Origin of the sequence: Paenibacillus sp. FSL H8-0175, assembly GCF_045040615.1 — a bacterium.
Classification (GTDB): Bacteria; Bacillota; Bacilli; order Paenibacillales; family Paenibacillaceae; genus Paenibacillus_AQ; species Paenibacillus_AQ odorifer.
Genome location: NZ_CP150299.1, coordinates 3,928,781 through 3,948,318, shown reverse-complemented (window position 1 = coordinate 3,948,318; position 19,538 = coordinate 3,928,781). Strand labels below are relative to the sequence as shown.

General features: G+C 43.8%; 15 protein-coding genes and 1 other annotated feature. Of the genes, 14 read left to right on the top strand and 1 reads right to left on the bottom strand.

The genetic code is table 11. The annotated features are described in order from the left end of the window. Positions 1–12 precede the first annotated feature (12 nt). The 8 genes from MHH46_RS17555 to MHH46_RS17520 all read left to right on the top strand — a co-directional run bounded on the left by MHH46_RS17555 (position 13) and on the right by MHH46_RS17520 (position 10,815). Positions 13–990 (top strand): alpha-ketoacid dehydrogenase subunit beta, encoded by a 978-nt coding sequence (locus MHH46_RS17555; RefSeq protein ID WP_038571553.1) that lies wholly within the window; start codon positions 13–15, stop codon positions 988–990. A 106-nt stretch (positions 991–1,096) separates the two neighbouring features. Further along, the gene (locus MHH46_RS17550; protein WP_076184428.1) at positions 1,097–2,743 is read left to right on the top strand and encodes a 2-oxo acid dehydrogenase subunit E2; all 1,647 of its coding nucleotides are present in this window, start codon (positions 1,097–1,099) and stop codon (positions 2,741–2,743) included. Between the two features lie 2 nt (positions 2,744–2,745). Continuing rightward, a complete protein-coding gene (lpdA, locus tag MHH46_RS17545) occupies positions 2,746–4,158 on the top strand; it encodes a dihydrolipoyl dehydrogenase (RefSeq protein ID WP_036687684.1) in 1,413 nt (470 codons plus the stop codon). Positions 4,159–4,310: 152 nt separating this feature from the next. Further along, entirely contained in the window at positions 4,311–5,285 is a 975-nt protein-coding gene (locus tag MHH46_RS17540) for a S66 peptidase family protein (protein ID WP_076130025.1), read from the top strand. A gap of 141 nt (positions 5,286–5,426) precedes the next feature. Next, complete coding sequence (locus tag MHH46_RS17535) at positions 5,427–6,407, top strand: thymidylate synthase (protein ID WP_076190191.1); 981 nt, start codon at positions 5,427–5,429, stop codon at positions 6,405–6,407. 81 nt (positions 6,408–6,488) lie between these two features. Further along, on the top strand, positions 6,489–6,980 hold the full coding sequence (locus tag MHH46_RS17530) for a dihydrofolate reductase (protein ID WP_076130027.1): 492 nt from the start codon (positions 6,489–6,491) through the stop codon (positions 6,978–6,980). Between the two features lie 235 nt (positions 6,981–7,215). After that, on the top strand, positions 7,216–8,703 hold the full coding sequence (locus MHH46_RS17525) for a glutamate synthase subunit beta (RefSeq protein ID WP_076130028.1): 1,488 nt from the start codon (positions 7,216–7,218) through the stop codon (positions 8,701–8,703). 399 nt (positions 8,704–9,102) lie between these two features. Further along, positions 9,103–10,815 (top strand): proline--tRNA ligase, encoded by a 1,713-nt coding sequence (locus MHH46_RS17520; RefSeq protein ID WP_076130029.1) that lies wholly within the window; start codon positions 9,103–9,105, stop codon positions 10,813–10,815. A 15-nt stretch (positions 10,816–10,830) separates the two neighbouring features. Here the strand turns inward: MHH46_RS17520 and MHH46_RS17515 are convergent, their stop codons facing one another. Further along, the gene (locus MHH46_RS17515) at positions 10,831–11,694 is read right to left on the bottom strand and encodes a pentapeptide repeat-containing protein (protein WP_076130030.1); all 864 of its coding nucleotides are present in this window, start codon (positions 11,692–11,694) and stop codon (positions 10,831–10,833) included. Positions 11,695–11,858: 164 nt separating this feature from the next. Between MHH46_RS17515 and MHH46_RS17510 the strand changes: the two genes are divergently transcribed. The 6 genes from MHH46_RS17510 to MHH46_RS17485 all read left to right on the top strand — a co-directional run bounded on the left by MHH46_RS17510 (position 11,859) and on the right by MHH46_RS17485 (position 19,439). Continuing rightward, on the top strand, positions 11,859–14,114 hold the full coding sequence (locus MHH46_RS17510) for a type IA DNA topoisomerase (RefSeq protein ID WP_076130057.1): 2,256 nt from the start codon (positions 11,859–11,861) through the stop codon (positions 14,112–14,114). A 510-nt stretch (positions 14,115–14,624) separates the two neighbouring features. Further along, positions 14,625–15,113 (top strand): YfbM family protein, encoded by a 489-nt coding sequence (locus MHH46_RS17505; protein WP_076190192.1) that lies wholly within the window; start codon positions 14,625–14,627, stop codon positions 15,111–15,113. A 158-nt stretch (positions 15,114–15,271) separates the two neighbouring features. Continuing rightward, complete coding sequence (locus MHH46_RS17500) at positions 15,272–15,727, top strand: DinB family protein (protein ID WP_076190193.1); 456 nt, start codon at positions 15,272–15,274, stop codon at positions 15,725–15,727. Positions 15,728–16,251: 524 nt separating this feature from the next. After that, complete coding sequence (locus tag MHH46_RS17495; RefSeq protein WP_076190194.1) at positions 16,252–17,244, top strand: helix-turn-helix transcriptional regulator; 993 nt, start codon at positions 16,252–16,254, stop codon at positions 17,242–17,244. A gap of 196 nt (positions 17,245–17,440) precedes the next feature. After that, positions 17,441–17,675: a binding site (T-box leader), on the top strand. A 130-nt stretch (positions 17,676–17,805) separates the two neighbouring features. Further along, entirely contained in the window at positions 17,806–18,672 is an 867-nt protein-coding gene (locus tag MHH46_RS17490; RefSeq protein ID WP_076190195.1) for a GNAT family N-acetyltransferase, read from the top strand. A 200-nt stretch (positions 18,673–18,872) separates the two neighbouring features. Then, positions 18,873–19,439, top strand: a complete 567-nt coding sequence (locus MHH46_RS17485) for a MarR family winged helix-turn-helix transcriptional regulator (protein WP_036687664.1) — start codon at positions 18,873–18,875, stop codon at positions 19,437–19,439. Positions 19,440–19,538: the final 99 nt, after the last annotated feature.

The window sequence follows — 19,538 nt, the reverse complement described above, 5'->3', positions numbered from 1 at the left end:
GGATATCAGGCAATGGCACAAATGAATATGAAAGAAGCGATTCGCGACGCGATGCGCGTTGAACTGAATCGTGACCCTAACGTTCTTATCTTCGGAGAGGATGTTGGTAATGTAGGCGGCGTTTTCCGTGTAACTGAAGGTCTGCAAAAGGAATTTGGCGAAGATCGTATTTTTGATACACCACTAGCTGAGTCCGCTATCGGCGGTCTGGCATTTGGTCTTGGTGTACAAGGCTTCCGTCCGATTGCTGAAATTCAATTCGTAGGTTTTATCTTTGAAGCACTGGATCAAATCGTTGTTCAAGCAGCGCGTTTGCGCTGGCGTTCTGGCGGTAAATATAACGCTCCAGTAGTATTCCGTACTCCTTTTGGTGGCGGAGTTAAGGCTGCTGAGCTTCACACTGACTCACTCGAAGGTTTGATCGCACAAAGCCCAGGGATTAAAGTTGTAATTCCTTCAAACCCATATGATGCTAAGGGACTTCTAATCGCGTCTATTCGCGACAATGACCCTGTATTCTTCATGGAGCACTTGAACCTTTATCATGCATTCCGTGCTGAAGTGCCAGAAGGTGAATATACAGTTGAACTTGGTAAAGCGAACGTAGTACGTGAAGGTTCTGACGTTTCGATCATTACTTACGGGCTGATGGTACATACAGCTACCAAAGCAGCCGAGCAACTCGAAAAAGAAGGCGTTAATGTTGAAATTATCGACCTTCGTACTGTAAGTCCAATCGACATCGATACTATTGTAGCGTCTGTGAAGAAGACTAACCGTGCTATCGTGGTGCAAGAAGCACAAAAGAGTGCGGGTGTAGCTGCTGAAGTTATCGCACAAATCAATGAAAAAGCACTACTGCACTTGGAAGCACCTGTGCTTCGTATCGCAGGTCCTGATACTGTGTATCCATTCGCACAAATAGAAGATACATGGCTTCCAAACCCTGCACGTATTATTGCAGGCGTGAAGAAAGTTTTGGAATTCTAAATATTTTTACGAGAAACAGTTGTCATCCATATGGATGACAACGTTGTTTCATCTTATAAAGTTTAAATCATAAGGTTAGTCCCAATTTCACGAGGAGGTTTTCAAAGTGGCAAAGTTTGAATACCGATTTCCTGAACTAGGTGAAGGTCTGCATGAAGGTGAAATCATCAAAATGCATATCAAAGCCGGTGACAAGGTAACGGATGATGATATCGTAATGGAAGTTCAAAATGACAAGGCGGTAGTTGAGGTGCCTTGCCCAGTAAACGGTACTGTATTGGAAGTTCTGACAAAAGACGGTCAAGTATGCCGTGTCGGTGAAGTAGTGGCTATTATCGAAGCAGAAGGTGACGTGCCTGATCAAGAGGGTGCTGCTACTGAAGCTCCTGCTGCTCAAGCGCCAGCTGCACCAGCTGCTCCAGCATCTAACAAAGCATCGAATTTTGAATATCGCTTCCCTGAGCTGGGTGAAGGTCTGCATGAAGGTGAAATCATCAAAATGCATATCAAAGCCGGTGACAAGGTAACGGATGATGACATCATCATGGAAGTTCAAAATGACAAGGCGGTAGTTGAGGTTCCATGTCCAGTGAATGGTACTGTATTGGAAGTTCTGACTAAAGATGGCCAAGTTTGCCGCGTAGGCGAAGTTGTAGCTATTATCGCTGCTGAAGGCGACGTTCCTGAACAAGAAGGTCATGCATCTGCTGAAGCCGATGCAGCAAAAGGAAGTGCAAACACTACTTCTTCCCCTGCAGCAACAAGCCCTGCTGATGCTAAAGAAGGCGGATCTGCAAGTGTAACACCAGCTCCTGACCGCGATGTTTTGGCTACACCAAGCGTTCGCAAATTTGCTCGTGAGCAAAAAGTGGATATTTCCAAAGTGAACGGAACTGGTAAAGGTGGTAAAATCACTCGTGAAGACGTAGAAGCCTTCTTGAAAGGTGGTTCTACACCAGCAGCTCCTGCAGCAGCAGCGTCGTCTGAAGCTCCTAAGGCTGCTAAGACCGAAGCTAAAGCAGCACCTGCAGCAGCTAGCGGTAACGTTAGTCTTGAAGAAGAACGTGTACCATTCAAGGGTATTCGTAAGGCGATCTCCAACGCAATGGTTAAATCGGCTTACACTGCTCCACACGTAACCATCATGGATGAAGTAGATGTTACTGAACTGGTAGCATTCCGTACACGTATGAAACCTATTGCTGAGAAAAAAGGCGTTAAGGTTACTTACCTTCCATTCATCGTTAAGGCACTTGTTGCAGCTTCCCGTCAATTCCCAGCACTCAATGCTATGATTGATGAAGAAGCAGGCGAAATTGTCTACAAGAAATACTACAATATCGGTATCGCTACTGATACACCAAACGGTTTGATCGTTCCAGTTATCAAAGACGCTGACCGTAAGAGCATTTGGATGATTGCTAGCAGCATCACTGACTTGGCCGTTCGTGGCCGTGACGGTAAATTGTCTGCTAACGAAATGAAGGGCAGCACGATCTCCATCAGTAACATCGGTTCTGCTGGCGGTATGTTCTTTACTCCAATCATCAACTTCCCTGAAGTGGCTATCCTCGGAACTGGCCGTATCAGTGAAAAAGCAGTTGTGAAAAATGGTGAAATCGTAGTTGCTCCAGTAATGGCGTTGTCACTCAGCTTTGACCACCGTATTATCGATGGTGCGACTGCTCAAAACTTTATGAACTACATTAAATCGCTGCTCAATAATCCTGAGCTGCTGGTTATGGAGGTATAATTATGGTAGTAGGAGACGCTTCACTAGATATTGATACATTGGTCATCGGTGCAGGTCCTGGTGGGTATGTGGCGGCAATTCGTGCCGCCCAGCTCGGCCAAAAAGTCCTCATCGTGGATAAATCGGAACTCGGCGGTGTATGTTTGAACCGTGGATGTATTCCTTCTAAAGCCTTGATCGCTGCTGCGCATCAATTTGAATCCGCACAGCATGGTGAAGTTTTCGGCGTTACAGCTGAGAATGTTAAAGTGGATTTTGCCAAAACTCAAGAATTCAAGAACAGCGTAGTTAAAAAAATGACTAGCGGCGTGACTAGCTTGATGAAGGGCAACAAAATTGAAGTATTTAACGGTGAGTGCATGTTTATCAGCGACACAGAAGCACGTGTGTTCAATGATCATGAATCTCCACGTTACCGCTTCAAACACTGCATCATTGCTACAGGTTCCCGTCCAATTGAACTTAAACCTTTCCCATTCGGCGGACGTATTCTGTCTTCGACTGAAGCTCTGGAACTTCCAGAAATTCCGAAGAGCATGATCGTAATCGGTGGTGGATACATCGGTGCCGAGCTTGGTCAAATGTACTCTAAATTTGGCACTAAAGTAACAATCATCGAAGGTTTGGATACTGTACTTCCAGGCTTCGATAAAGATATGACTCGTCTTGTTGCGAAAAACATGGCTAAAACTGGCATCGAAATCGTAACTAACGCTAAAGCTGAAAGTGCTGTTCAGAACGACAAAGAAGTAACCGTGAAATACTCTGTTGGTGGCGAGTCCAAAGAAGTTACAGCAGATTACTTGCTTGTAACTGTAGGTCGTCGTCCTAACACTGACGGTGAACTTGGTCTGGATCTGATCGGTCTTGAGCTCGACGAGCGCGGATTGATCAAAGTTGATCACCAAGGACGCACAAGCATTCCTACCATCTTCGCTATCGGCGACGTTGTTCCAGGTCTTGCTTTGGCTCACAAGGCTTCTTACGAAGGTAAAATCGCTGCTGAAGCAATTGCAGGACTTACATCTGTTGTTGACTACAAAGTCATCCCAGCTGTTGTATTTACAGATCCTGAGTGTTCAAGCGTTGGTTTGACTGAAAAAGAAGCAAAAGACAAAGGCTACAAAGTGAAAAGCGGCAAATTCCCATTCGCAGGAAATGGTCGCGCAGTATCTTTGAACAGCCCAGAAGGCTTCATCAAAATTGTTGCTAACTCCGAGAACAATTTGGTACTGGGAGCTCAAATCGTTGGTATCGAAGCTTCTAACTTGATCGCTGAACTTGGTTTGGCAATCGAAATGGGCGCAACGCTTGAAGATATCGCTTTGACTATTCATGCGCATCCAACCCTTGGCGAAATCGTCATGGAAGCTGCTGAATTGGTTGAAGGTCACCCAATTCATGTAATGAAATAATTTTTCTCCAAAAATTGCTCTAGCAGGCAACAGAAAGGCGGACGCAAATGCGTTCCGCCTTTTTTTGTGTTTTCCACTTTTTTGAAAAGAGATATACTGGGAGGAAGAGCAATTACTTAATCTGTATTTTATAAATATAGGGAGGTTCAATGATGAGAGCTGATAAATTAAAGCCTGGAGATGAGCTGCGTATTATCTCTCCTTCCAGAAGTTTGTCATTAATCGATGCTCAGCAAAGAAAAATCGCTAAAGAGCAGCTTGAACGGTTAGGTTTTCGGATATCCATTTCAACAAATTCTTTTGAGATGGATGATTTTGTTTCCTCTTCTATTGATTCAAGAATTGAGGATTTGCACGAAGCCTTTTTAGACCCCAAAGTGAAAGGAATATTAACGACCATTGGGGGCTTCAATAGTAACCAGCTGCTGCGTTATATCGATTATTCAATCATTGCAGAGAATCCAAAGCGTTTATGTGGTTATTCGGATATTACTGCACTAAGTAATGCGATTTATGCTCAAACAGGATTAGTTACATACTCCGGACCGCATTTTTCCACATTTGCGATGCTCCACGATAATGAATATACTATCGAATATTTCCGCAAGCTGATGATGGACAATAAAGAAATTCTAGTGCAGCCTTCCAGGCATTGGAGTGATGATGAGTGGTATCTGGATCAGGAAAACCGGATATTTATTAAAAATGAAGGTCCGTTCATTATCAATGATGGGGAAGCGAGAGGAACGATTATTGGTGGCAATTTATGCACTTTAAATCTTTTACAGGGAACAGAGTATATGCCAAGTTTAAAAAATTCTATCTTGTTCATTGAGGATGATTATGAGTCAGCACCTGCAACCTTTGATCGAGATCTGCAATCCCTAATTCATCAGCCTGAGTTTGAAGAGGTCAAAGGGTTGGTGATCGGCAGGTTCCAAAAAGAATCGCGTATGTCAAAGAAGCTGCTGACCACAATTATCCGCTCAAAAGAAGAATTATCCGATATTCCTGTGATTGCAGACGTGGACTTTGGACATACATCGCCGATGATTACCTTTCCTGTGGGTGGACAAGCAAGCCTTCGGGCTTATGGGGCAAGAGTGGAGCTTAGGATAGCGGAGTAGAGATACAATTGCTGAATCAATCCTTTATAATTGAATAGGTAACCCGATTATTAAATATATTTAAAAATTATCTTACCTTCTACAAAAATCGGATTTTTCAGATATAATATATGAGGTGAAATATTACGGAGGTGCAATACTTTGACGAATGAGTTAGAACAAACCTATTTGAATTTTTTACAATATATTTTGGATCATGGTGTGAAAAAAGAAGATCGTACAGGAACTGGTACAATTAGTGTATTTGGTTATCAGATGCGATTTGATTTATCAAAAGGCTTCCCGCTGTTTACAACAAAACGTACACCGTTTCGCTTAATTGCAAGTGAGTTATTGTGGTTTATTAAAGGCGATACCAACATTCGTTATTTATTGAAAAATAATAATCATATTTGGGATGAATGGGCTTTTAAAAGATGGGTTGAATCGGACGAATATGCAGGCACGGATATGACAGACTTCGGGAATCGTTGTTTAGTTGATGAAGATTTTAATCAATTATATCAAGCAGAGATGAAATCATTCTGTGATCGTGTCTTAGAAGATGATGCGTTTGCTGCGAAATATGGCGAGCTAGGAAACGTTTACGGTAAGCAATGGCGGAATTGGACATCTTCAACTGGCGAATCAATTGACCAATTACAAGACGTTATTCATCAGATCAAAACAAATCCTGATTCTCGGCGTTTAATTGTCAGCGCATGGAACCCGGAAGATGTTATAAATGCTGGGACGAAAGGAAGCAAAGCAGCGTTACCGCCCTGCCACGTTATGTTCCAGTTCTACGTTGCAAATGGTAAACTAAGCTGTCACTTGCTGCAACGCAGTGCGGACTCTTTTCTCGGGGCAAACTTCAATATTCCATCTTACTCCTTACTTACACATTTAATCGCATACGAATGTGGGCTAGAAGTAGGCGAGTTTGTATACAGCATTAGTGATGCGCATATCTATTCAAACCATGTTGAGCAAGTGAAAGAGCAATTATCAAGAGAATTAAGAGCATTGCCTACACTGGTTATTAATTCACAGAAGAAATCAATTTTTGATATTGAACTGGAAGATCTGGTCATTGAGGGGTACAATCCGCATCCTTCGATAAAAGCGCCGATCGCAGTATAACGTAATTGTAAATGAAGATTCGCAAATATAATTTTTGGCAATATAGTTTTTTACTTTAGTATGGAGGAAGGAGAGAACTTCATGAGTATTAGCTTAATATGGGCAATGGGTGCCAATCATGTCATAGGAAAAGATAACGATATGCCTTGGCATTTGCCGCTGGATTTTGCTTATTTCAAAGCAGAAACATTGGGCAAAAGAATGCTAATGGGCCGCAAAACATGGGATTCGCTCGGAGGCAAGCCCTTGAAGGGCAGAACGAGCCTAATTCTAACTAGGGATACTGATTATTCAGCTGAAGGTGCAGAGGTTCTACACACGCTTGAAGAGGCTCTCAGCGAGGGTAGAAAAGAAGATGAGCTGATGGTAATCGGTGGTGCGGAAATTTACCGGTTGATGTTGCCGTATGCTGACAAGTTGATGTTGACGCAGATCGAACAGGATTTTGAAGGAGATACCCGGTTTCCTGAGATTGACTGGAGGATGTGGAAAGAGGTCTCCAATATCAAGGGAATTCGTGATGAGAAGAATCCGTATGATTACCGTTTCCTTGTTTATGAACGTACGGAATAGCAATAAAACGTTTTCTCTGACATAACATGTGAAATAGTACAAATAATCAGTAGATTTATCCATTACTGTGCAAAAGTGATGAATGTTACTATAATTAAAATTAGAAATGATTATGTATAGGTATAGAATAGAATGTGCAGGTACTTCATTGCGTTGCTGACAACCATACGAAGCCGCAATATGCTACAATGTACTATACTTCAACACGAAGAGAACGGATGGGGGAAACGTAAACATGTCTACACCTACAGGTTTTATGGAGTATAAACGGCAGCTCCCAGGTGATCGGGATCCTGAGCAGCGGGTAAAGGACTGGGAAGAATTCCACCATCATTTATCCGAGGACGAGCTTCGGACACAGGGCGCACGTTGTATGGATTGCGGAACCCCCTATTGCCATACAGGTATTGATATGGCTGGCGGGACCTCAGGTTGTCCAGTACACAATTTAATTCCGGAATGGAATAACTTGGTGTATCGTGGACTCTGGAAAGAAGCACTGGAACGTCTGCATAAGACAAACAACTTTCCTGAATTCACAGGCAGTATTTGTCCCGCTCCCTGTGAAGGCTCTTGCACAGTGGGCCTGATCGGACAGCCGGTAACCATCAAAACAATTGAACTTGCGATCGTTGATAAGGGTTTTGAAGAGGGCTGGGTTGTACCTAATCCTCCGGAGAAACGGACTGGCAAAAAAATTGCAATCGTAGGCTCTGGACCTGCTGGACTTGCCGCAGCAGCACAGCTTAACAAGGCTGGACATTCTGTAACTGTATTTGAGCGCAGTGACCGCATTGGCGGACTGCTGACATATGGAATACCTACTATGAAGCTTGATAAAAAAGTTGTACAACGTCGTGTAGATTTGCTGGCTGCTGAAGGGATTAACTTCGTAGTGAACACTGAGATTGGTAAAGACATTCCGGCTCAGCAGCTTGTTGATGAGTATGATGCGGTCGTTCTGTGTGGTGGAGCTACTAAAGCACGCCGTTTCAACATTGAAGGCAGTGAGCTTAAGGGCGTTATGTATGCCATGGATTATTTAAATGGCACGATCAAGAGTTACTTGAATTCCAATCTGGAGGATGGTAACTATGTATCCGCTGAAGGTAAAGATGTAATCGTCTTGGGTGGCGGGGATACAGGATCTGACTGTGTTGCCACAGCGCTTCGTCATGGCTGCGGCAGTATCACTCAATTTGGTACACATGAAAAAGCGCCTCTGCAACGGGATCCGATTGCTAATCCTTGGCCACAATTTCCGAATGTGTACAGCTTGGATTATGCGCAAGAAGAAGCGAAAGCTATTTTTGGCGATGATCCGCGTGAATTCTCTATCATGACCACTAAATTTGTTGGGGATGAAGAGGGGAACTTGAAGGAGCTTCATACGGTGCAGATCCGCCGGATCGTGGATGAGACAGGTCGTAAAATCTACCAGCCCGTTCCTGGAACGGAAGCTGTATATCCTGCTCAACTCGCTCTCATCGCTATTGGTTTCGATGGACCGGAGCAAGATATTGTTGAGGAGCTTAACCTGGAGACTGATCGTCGTACCAATGTGAAAGCACGTTACGGCAAATTCAATACGAACGTGGATAAAGTGTTTGCTGCTGGCGATATGCGTCGTGGTCAAAGCTTGGTGGTCTGGGCCATCAATGAAGGTCGCGAAGCTGCACGTGAAGTGGATAAATACCTGATGGGCTCAAGCGTTCTTGTCTAGGCATTAATTCAAGAAGCCGTTTCAAAAGCAGTTTACCTGCTGGAGAAGCGGCTTTTTTTGGAGCTGACGCTTGACGGAAATATTATTTTCATATAGATTTAATACAATATTTAAATGACAAAAGCATTGACCAAGGACTTACGATCCTAGTAGCGTTAGAACAGAGAGGGAACTCACCGGCTGAAAGGTTCCTCAAATACGTGTGGATGGTATCCTGCCTGGGTAGCTGCAGCGTATAACCGCTGCCGGAATCGGCCGTTATTCGATCGAGGATCGCCAAATCAAGTGTAGACTATGTACGGGCTGGCGGTTAAATAAGGGTGGTATCACGACACATTCGTCCCTGACGAATGTGTCTTTTTGCGTTTAGAGCGTTCATTTTTTAGGGAGGGTACAAATATGCGTCAAAGTAATCTTTTATTAACAACTCTGCGTGAGGCACCTTCAGAGGCGGAGACAAGCAGTCATCAGCTACTGCTGCGTGCGGGATATATCCGCCAATTAGCAGCGGGTGTGTATACTTATTTACCGCTTGGCAGACGAGTTTTACGGAAAATAGAAGCGATTGTGCGGCATGAGATGGATGTCTCTGGGGCTCAGGAGGTATTGATGCCATCTATGCAGCCTGCGGAGCTCTGGAAAGAATCAGGCCGGTATGAGGTATACGGTAAGGAGCTGATGACGCTGCGGGATCGTCATGAGCGGGAATTCATACTAGGTCCTACACATGAGGAAGTAGTAACCACACTCGTACGGAATGAGATCAGCTCCTATCGAAAGCTTCCTATTACCGTATATCAGATTCAGACCAAGTTCCGAGATGAACGCCGACCACGTTTTGGACTGCTGAGAGGCAGAGAGTTTTTGATGAAGGATGCTTACTCTTTTGACACAAACCTGGAAGGTCTAGATAAATCATATATCCAAATGTTCGAGGCTTATCACCGGATATTTGAGCGATGTGGATTGAAATTCCGTGCTGTCCATGCGGATTCCGGTGCGATTGGAGGCGAGGGCGGCAGTCATGAATTTATGGCGCTGGCTGATATTGGGGAGGATACGATTGCTGCATGCACCGTTTGTGATTATGCGGCCAATCTGGAACAGGCAGAGTCCGTGCGGCCTGTAAAAAATGAAGTTGTCATACAAGTACCGGAGATAGAGAAATTCCTCACTCCTGATTTGCGCACAATTGAGCAACTAGAGCAGGAGCTAGATATCCGGCCAGACCAGATTATCAAAACATTAATCTATGAAGGTGACGGACAGATTTTTGCTGTACTGGTCCGGGGTGATCATGAAGTCAATGAAATAAAGGTAAGTAAATATTTAGGAACGAATGAGATTAAGCTTGCTGACTACGAGTCTGTGAAATCCTTAGCGGGCGTTGAAAGTGGATTTGTAGGACCTGTAGGCTTAACGCTTACTGTCCTAGCAGATGCGGCAGTAGCTGATATGACTCAAGGGATTACAGGGGCGGGAGAAAAAGATTATCACTTCCGTAATGTCGTACCCGGCAGAGATTTTTCGCCTTGGCATGTGGGGGATTTTCGGAATGTAGCAGAAGGTGAAGTTTGTCCGCATTGTTTGGAGGGTATTTTGCATTTTCATCAAGGGATTGAAGTGGGTCATGTCTTCAAATTAGGTACTAAATACAGTGAAAAGCTAGGCGCTTCTTACTTAGATTCTTCAGGCAAAAGTCAACCTATGATTATGGGCTGTTACGGAATTGGTATCTCACGGCTTTTATCCGCTATTGCTGAACAGCATCATGATGAGGATGGATTAATGTGGCCAGCAGCATTGGCACCTTATCAGGTTCATATCTTGATAATGTCCGTCAAGGATAGTGAGCAGCGGACGGTTGCCGAAGGTCTCTATGATCAACTAACCAAGCTTGGCATAGAGACGCTGATTGATGATAGGGATGAACGCGCTGGCGTGAAATTTAAAGATTCAAGCTTGATCGGGATACCTCTATCAATAGTTGTGGGCAAGGAAGCATCACAGGGAAGAGTAGAGTATCTGAACCGAAACACAGCGGGGAAAGAAGTCTTAGAAATTATGGAAGCTGTGTCTCGGATCAAACAATTCTATTCACCGCTGATATAAATGATCTTTTTTCATTTAATGGGAATGCCAATGATCAGGGCAGGAGAGTGTTGCTGGTAATTTTGTGAGAGTATTGCCTTTTGCCGCATTGATCTGTGCCTGAGTGAGAAAGAGAGCTTCTGCTAAATTAGCACCTCTGAGGTCAGTATCGCGAAAGTCTGCCCCAATAAGGTCTGCACCTCTGAGATCAGCGTCCCTAAGGTCTGCGGCTATTAAATAGGCTCCTCTCAAATTGGCGCCTCTGAGATCGGCTCCTTTGAGCTTAGCTCCCATAAGGTCGGCACCTCGACTGAAATTCTTCGCTGATTTTTTTAGTTTACGGCGAGCCTCAGTTCGTACAAGCTCACTGACCTGCAACAGTAACATATTGATTTTTGCTCGATGAGCGGCAACATCCACTTTTGCAAGTGCTTCAGGATTAAGTAAAGTGAGCTGTTCCGTTTCATCGAGAGCTGTTTGCAGCTCCGTATGGATTGTACGGGTTATTTCTAAGTTTAAAGATTCATGTAAATACCAGAGCAGCTCGTGCAAATGCCACATGATCGGAAATACCTCGAACATTTGCTTCGCAGTTTTCGGATTTTTCCTCCAGTCTTCTCCAGCATAAGTGACTTGAGAAATCTTTTGCCCAGCTCCAAAACAGTCATAGACCGTGCAACCACGGTAGCCTAATTCTCTTAGCTCTGTATGTACACCACAGCGAAAGTCCGACTGTAGATTGTGACATGGCTGTCCAGCGTCTTTGTCTCTAGCGAAATCTATGGAAGCAGCAAAAGGCAATGCGGCACAACACAAGCCAAAGCACTGCTCACAATCCGCCTTCAGGGCAGAGAGCCTTCGATCAGAAAAAGGTTCAGTAAATCTGTGATTCTCATACAAGGTTTGTTTCCCTCCGATATATGAATACGCTTATACCAACTTATTTTAAATCAAACGAAAGATTATGAAAAGTCCGGTCGATTAAAAAAAACTGAGGTTAATGTTATAATAGAGTACTGGACCTATTTTGGACTTAAGAACGAGAAGGTAAGGAGCGAATGTTTTTGAAGACACTTATTATTGCGGAGAAACCGGACATGGGGCGGAATATCGCCGCCGCAATAGAACCAAAGGCTAAAAATTACCGTTCCTATCTTGAAGGGGAGCAGTACATTATTACATGGGCAATAGGGCATCTAATCGGATTGGCTGAGCCGGATGCATATGATGTGAAATACAAAAAATGGAATATTAATGATCTTCCCATTATTCCGGACCCATTCAAGCTAGTTCCTAATGCGCGCACCATTGATCAGCTGAAGGTAATCGGAGAGCTGGCTAAACGAAGCGATCTGCTAGTAAATTCTTGTGATGCCGGGCGAGAAGGCCAGCATATATTTTCGCTCATTCAGCGGCATTTGAAGCTTGAACATCCTGTGAAGCGGCTGTGGATTTCCGATTTGACACCAGAGACAATCCGCAAAGGCTTTCAAGAGCTAAAGGATGGGGCGGAGTACGAGAATCTAACCAAAGCAGCAAAAGCGCGCAGTGAAGCCGATTGGTTAATCGGTATGAACGGATCACGTGCATTTACTACGAAACATAATGTGCTGCTGTCGGTGGGGAGAGTTCAGACCCCAGTACTTGCACTTATTTATGATCGCCAGAAGACGATTGAGGCGTTCTCATCCCTTAAGTTTTTTGAGGTGGAGGGCCATTTTACACAAAATGAAATGACCTATAAAGGCATGTGGCAGGGTGACCGGCTGACTGATGGTGAGAAGGCGGAGGCGCTGGCTGCCAAGGTCAAAGGAAAACCGGGACGTATTGAATCTTATGAGGTTAAGGAAACGAAAGAGTACCCGAATAAACTGTATGATTTAACGCTGTTGCAGCGGGAGGCGAATGGGAAGTACGCTTTTTCCGCTAAAAAAACACTCGATATCGCACAAGCCTTATATGAAAAGCATAAGGTGATATCCTATCCGCGGACGAATTCTAACTATGTTACAGAACAAAATATTCCGGAGATGCATAAGACTTTATCTGCGCTCCAAGGGACGGCTTATGATGAATGGGTGAAGGGCGCGAATCGTAATCTCGTTCATAAAGGAAACAAATTTATCTGCAATCCCTCCAAGGTAGAGGATCACCATGCGATTTTACCTACATATCGGAAAGCAACAGGGCTTAGTGCGGATGAGGGAAAGCTGTATGATTTGATTGTGCGGCGCTTTTTGTCACAGTTCTATCCGGCTGCGGAATATAAAGTGCATACGGTTATGACTGATGTAGAGGACGAAAAGTTCAAAACTACTGTTAAGGAATTATTAAGTCTCGGTTGGAAGGTCATTTACGCGGACCAGAAAAAAGATAAAGCGAAGTCGTCCAAGGGAAAAAACAAGGATGATGAGGAAGACGAAGAGATTGAAGTGAATGAACCGTTCGCAATCGCTCCGGCAGATGAGGTGATCTGTAGTGACGCAATCGTTAAAGAGAAAGATACACAGCCGCCAAAACACTATACGGAAGGCACGCTGCTTAGAGCGATGGAAAGTGCCGGAAAGCAGATTGAAGACGAAGAGCTTCGGGATGCTATGAAGGATTCAGGGCTGGGTACTCCAGCCACACGAGCAGCAACCATTGAACGGCTTAAGAATGTCGGATACATTGAAATGCAAGGCAAAAAAATCGCCATCACGCAAAAAGGACGAACGGCTATTGAACTGATACGTGGAGCGGGCATCGAGCTGTTGACTTCACCTGAAATGACCGGCCAGTGGGAACGTCGCTTGAACGAAATATCAAGAGGAACGGCGTCGGACGGACAATTTATGGAGAATGTAAAAAGATTTGCCTGCATGATCGTGGACAAGGTTCGTGTGCAGTCTCGGGCGTCCAAAACTTCTTTTGAAGGGGAAACTCCTTCTGTGAATACAGGGGCTAAAGGTCGGAGTGGTGGAGGTACATCTCGTAAAACCAGCGATAAACCTGCCGCGCCAAGAAAACGTAAACCAGCTAACGAAGAAGAATCAGCAAATTCAGGTCCGAAAATTATCGGAAACTGCCCGCGTCCTGGCTGTGGCGGGATGATTTTTATGGGTAAAAAAGGCTACGGCTGCTCTCATTACAAAGAAGGCTGCAAGTTCGTGATCTGGAAAGAGAACCACGGGCGTACCCTTACAGATACACAAGTAAAGGCATTGATTGAAAAGGGCCGTACGGGTAAGCTGAAGCTTGCGAGCGAAGACGGCACCCCGCTGGAAGGCAAACTTGTGCTTAATAATATGGATACGGGTCAATTAACAGTGGAGTCATAGTCTGACTGGAAGTTTATATGGAACACGGGTGATTACATCACATTTGCATGTACGAAGCCGCTAGCGGACACAGATGACCCAAAACGCGGGAATACGTCCTTTTTGGACTGCTATCGGACCGCATAGTCGTTATTGGCATGAAAAGGGCTATATATGCACCGCTTGCGGGAGAATAGCAGCACTGGAGTCCGCAAACTTGCTCCAACGGCAATAAATTCGCCAATAGCTTCAGCTGGGTCCGTAGTCAAGACTATTAGTCGGACTCGCCGTATATGGGATATGGTTTCGGTGACAGCTGTGCTTGACCATATCTTTTCCACATAAAATTCATTAGTTAAAGAGTGTAGGACATACCTATCTTAAACGGGATGTAGTAACTTGTGCGCACAAGATATTATGATTACGTAGGGGGCTGATCTTCACTCTTTTTCTATCTTGCGGGATAAATCCAGAGGTTACATTTTGATAGGGCAGTATAGTCACTACTAGAATGGAAAGAAGGATGACAACATGGGAATACGTGGATATTACTTTGCTATGGATGACAACCTAGTGCAACAAATTGTTACAGGCGACATTGCATTGAATAGCTTGAAAATAGACGATTATCCCGGACTGGACATTGATAGATCCTGGGAGGCGATTCACTACTTGCTTTGTGGAGTTATTTCCGATGGAGATGCCCCTCTTAGTTATGTTGTTCCGCTGACATCAGACAAAGGCATCGATTTTGGCTCATTCGGGGCGTTTTCCTTACGTGCCAAGCAAGTTGCAGAAGCGCATCAGGTTATTTCTGAGCTGGATGAAGCGCAGCTCCGCTTGCGGTATGATTTCCCGGCCATGGTTAAGGAAGAAGTATATCCTCTTGAACCTGATATTGTTTCAGACGAGGATAAGGATGCGTTCTTTGCCTACCTGCTACAGCATTTTAACGAAATCCGGCGTTTCTACAGCCAAACTGTAGCCGAGGGCAAAGGTCTCATCTTTTATATTTTCTGATTCTAACCAAAAGACGACACACGTCTCCTGATTCCATTGAGCGCGATAAAAAATAGAACCTTTGACTGATGAAGATTATGATGATTTGTGAAATAAATGACCAATTACGGGAAACGGTAGGTTCAATTAATCAATGAGACGAAGAGGGGGAAACGAAAATGAAGACGATCAAGTGTATGATGGACCACCTGTACTGGGCGGACGCACAAATCTTAGAAGCGCTCGAGGAGAGTGAGATGAAGAACAAGGACCTTCTGAAGCTGGTTCGGCATGTTGCGGTTGCGGAACGAGTCTGGCTGTCCCGATTGCAGGGCAAGGGTAGTGCGCAATATTCGTTGTGGGAGGAAGCAGAGGACCTGACGGCGATCCGAACGATGTTCGAAGAAAACGCCGAGCAATATCGTGTGTATATCGAAGGGCTCGAGGAATCTGATTTGGACGTGAGGGTCGATTATGCGAACCAGAACGGAGTCCCGTTCCAAACGTCCGTCCGGGATATCTTGTCGCAGGTCATTTTACATGGGCAATATCACCGGGGACAGATCAACCGGGCACTTCGGATGGAATTGGCAGAACCTGTCCAAGTCGATTACATCACGTTCGCCAGACTCTAACAGGGCCTAATCATCACCATTACCCGGAATGAGATGGGCATTGAACTCCTCCAAAATGATTTAGTTTACTCATGCAGGCTCATGAATTCGTAGGATTTTACCTTTAGCTAAATGTGAGATAAGAAGGAAATTGAAGAGGCGGTGGCTTGGAACAACTGTAAGGGCATGTGATTTTCACTCCCATGTCTCAACGGGTCCGAGCCCTTTTGTTTAATGCCTCCCGATACTCCATGCTTCTTGTCCATCCTGCGAATGCATGACACGCTTAAGCTGCTTGCGGAAATAACTTTGACAGAACGATAGGGTTATACACCGACCACTAAATGCAAAGAGGAAATCTGAGATTCAATATGTATTCCTTAACGATACAAACGAAATAGTGGTACCGTTTCATGATGAGATTCCGAAATAGTAGGACCAAAACGTTTGAATTGTCATCTCTTTTCCGCAAGTAGAATCAAGCAATGCAAATTCCATTACTCTACAATGACTATAGAGTGGTTGAAACGAGGTGAACAGACCAATTGTACGAGTGGCACAAGCAAATCCAAATAATCGTTAATGAAATTGACGAGTGTATTAAGAATCGTAACAGTGAAGCAATAACGCTACGATTTCTTTCTCACAAGTTAGGTTATTCCGAATTTCATACTACGAGAAAATTTAAGGAAATATCGGGAATGCAATTTAGGGATTATCTACGGCATAGAAAATTAGCCTTTGCACTAAAAGAGGTTCGGGATAGTGAAAAGAGCATTTTGGATATTGCTTTTGATTATGGTTTTTCATCACATGAAGCTTTTACCAGGGCTTTCAAGGGAACATATGGTGTAACTCCAAGTGAATACCGGAAAAAGCCTCTGCCTGTCGCCCTTCGTACAAAAATAAACTCTTTCGACCGCTACTTTTTCGGATTTGGAGAGATTGGTATGATGAAATCTACAGATGATCTTAACATTTATTTTGTAACCATTCCCACTCACAAATTTTTGCACATTAAAAACTATGAGAGTAATGGGTATTGGGATTTTTGGCAAAAGCAAAATCTTATTACAGGACAGGACTGCGAAACAATTTGCGGCTTACTCGATAGTATCAAGGGCAAATTGGATGACGATGGCGGGAGTGAATCTAACGGTGGCAGCGGTCAGATTATGGCTTACATTAATGACCCGGATGGCAGACTCTGCGATTGGGGTATTCCACGTACAGAGTGTTTTGGTGTACGTCTTCCTTTTGATTATAAAGGTGAAGTACCTCCACAAATGCTTATGATTGATGTTCTCGAAGCCGAGTATATTGTTTTTGAACATGGACCATTCAATTATGAGCAGGAAAATCGTAGTGTAGAGGAAAAGATGGAAAGGGCAATGGCAACTTTTAATTTTGCAGACACTGGTTACTGCTTTGATACTTCCCCTGGGAGAATCATTTACGTTTATCACGATCCGGAGCGGTTTTTGAAGTATATCAGGCCAGTAGTGAAGTTGACCTCTAAGCTAATCGAAACAGATTAAGCAGGTAAGTAAAAGGTTGGTGCTATGTGCTGATGAAGAAAATAAGCAGACCGGAGTGTAGTCTCCGCATTCATATCGTCGCATGATTAGTTAGATTATCTGCTTTAGAAGCAATATAAGTTTAAAGGTCCTTATTGTTGTTTGAATTATTGACAGAAAATTCCTATTGTCTTATATTAAACTTAATTAATAATTACCAAATGCGATGAAGAGGACAAGTAGATCTGGAAAAGCCGTTCAGAGAACTGCCGGTTGGTGCGAGGCAGCGGATATCCGAATCCAAAAATCACCTCAGAGCAGTCCCCCGAATTATAGTAGATGGGACCGGGATTCTACCGTTACAAAGAAGCATCGTTGTTGGACGATGGCAAAGAGGGCGTTTATTATAAACGTCAATCAGGGTGGTAACGCGGAGCAACTCCGTCCCTAATGGGATGGGGTTTTTTGCGTCTTCATAAATTAATTATTAAATTGGCAGGCGAAAAATGAACAAACCGTAAGAAGAACGATTAGTTCGAAAAATCCGGAAAAACGTTGACCAGATGAAAGGGGGATATTGCAATGCAATTCAAGTTGTATACGGATGTGTATGAGTTTTACAATGATACCTATGGTATGTTGATGCGTCATGAAGCACAAAATTTGATTCCTCTTGGCAATATCATAATTGGACATGAAGGAAAAGACAAAACAGACTGGCGTGACCCTGTAAATTGGCTTATGGTAACGATTTCAGATGCTAGGGGCATACAACTTACCGCCATAATGACACCGCCACACAATATTACGCTTTATGCAACAGACAACATAATTAACCCAGAAGCTATAAACTGTCTGGTAGATGGGCTGAAAGACCGTGAAATTCCAGGTGTGATGACCGAAAAAACCTTGGCAGAGTATTTTGCCAAAGAATATACTTTGCGCAAGGGAACAACCTTTAAAACAATCATGACCCAACGTATATATGAACTTACGGCAGTAAACCCAGACATTCAAAAGGTTGGTATCGTTCGATTACTAGATAAAAAAGATATTCACTTTTTCCCTTACTGGGCTGAAGCATTTTATGCAGCGGGGAGTTATGGTAAAACAGAAATGTCCATCCCGCAAGATGCAGACCCTTACCTCTACCGAATAGCATCGAAAAAACTATATATTTTAGAGGACAACGGGATACCCGTTTCTATGGCAGGATATACAAGGGAGATGCAGACGGCTATTGGCGTGGCATTTGTATATACCCCTCCATATGAGCGCGGAAAGGGTTACGCAACTTCAATTGTGGCGCAAATAAGCCAACTTGCATTGGATAAAGGGTTTACTAGATGCGTCTTATATACCGACTTAGCAAATCCCACATCTAATAGCATTTATCAAAAGATAGGCTATATGCCAATCTGTGATTCGCTTCAGTTAAAATTTGAATAGTAGAATGATGCGGACAGAACTTCTACTACTTTTGAAAATAAGAGCAGAATATTCACTACGGATTGAAGATCTTGAAGGTCGATTGATCAAGCTTTGGGAGAAATATAGAGTTACAACCCAATGCAACTGTTTAACTCCGGGGTTGACGAGGTATAAAAAAATGAGTTGACATAAAAGTAGTTAGGGACCATACTACATATATGAACAACAATAATAAAAAAATAAACGACATTGAGGCTATTCCCTCGCTTGTACAATCCAAGCGTCAGATTGATCGCTATAACCTAGACATAGACGCACAGGCTATACTCGTCGCGTCTAGGCTAATGGCAGCGGGAGCCATGCTTGGACACGCCTCGGAGATTCATTTCTCTAGATTCGGTTTATCAACAGGGCGTTATCGTTTATTGGCAGATCTTGAAGATAACGAAGGAGAAGAGTTGCCTTCGCAATTAGCGGAGCATCTAGGAGTTACACGTGCTACAGTGACTGGTCTTATCGACATTCTTGAACGAGATGGGCTAGTATCTCGGCGATTAAGCTCAGACGATGGCCGTCAGAAATCAGTTGTTTTAACGGAAGAAGGAGCGAAGAAGCTCCGTGAAATGGCTCCTGAGCATTTCGCTCGGCTGGAAGCAATGGTGGGGTTGCTCAACATCGAAGAACGGAGCGTATTTCTCGACTTGCTAGGTCGAGTTACACAAGGCATTTCAGCACTTACGGGCGAATTAGGCTCGAAACCAAAGGGAAACATCAGTAATGAGTAGAATTGGGCTAGTGAAGCTAGCCTATTTTTACTCTTATATAGTTAGGTGCCTAATTATAATTCGCTGAAATCAATCGTTGAACTATTTCAAAGAAGAAGG

Coding starts and splice junctions, on each gene's coding strand:
- MHH46_RS17555 (WP_038571553.1), top strand. CDS start 13: ATGGCACAAATGAATATGAAAGAAGCGATTCGCGACGCGATGCGCGTT.
- lpdA (WP_036687684.1), top strand. CDS start 2,746: ATGGTAGTAGGAGACGCTTCACTAGATATTGATACATTGGTCATCGGT.
- MHH46_RS17540 (WP_076130025.1), top strand. CDS start 4,311: ATGAGAGCTGATAAATTAAAGCCTGGAGATGAGCTGCGTATTATCTCT.
- MHH46_RS17530 (WP_076130027.1), top strand. CDS start 6,489: ATGAGTATTAGCTTAATATGGGCAATGGGTGCCAATCATGTCATAGGA.
- MHH46_RS17525 (WP_076130028.1), top strand. CDS start 7,216: ATGTCTACACCTACAGGTTTTATGGAGTATAAACGGCAGCTCCCAGGT.
- MHH46_RS17520 (WP_076130029.1), top strand. CDS start 9,103: ATGCGTCAAAGTAATCTTTTATTAACAACTCTGCGTGAGGCACCTTCA.
- MHH46_RS17505 (WP_076190192.1), top strand. CDS start 14,625: ATGGGAATACGTGGATATTACTTTGCTATGGATGACAACCTAGTGCAA.
- MHH46_RS17500 (WP_076190193.1), top strand. CDS start 15,272: ATGAAGACGATCAAGTGTATGATGGACCACCTGTACTGGGCGGACGCA.
- MHH46_RS17490 (WP_076190195.1), top strand. CDS start 17,806: ATGCAATTCAAGTTGTATACGGATGTGTATGAGTTTTACAATGATACC.
- MHH46_RS17485 (WP_036687664.1), top strand. CDS start 18,873: ATGAACAACAATAATAAAAAAATAAACGACATTGAGGCTATTCCCTCG.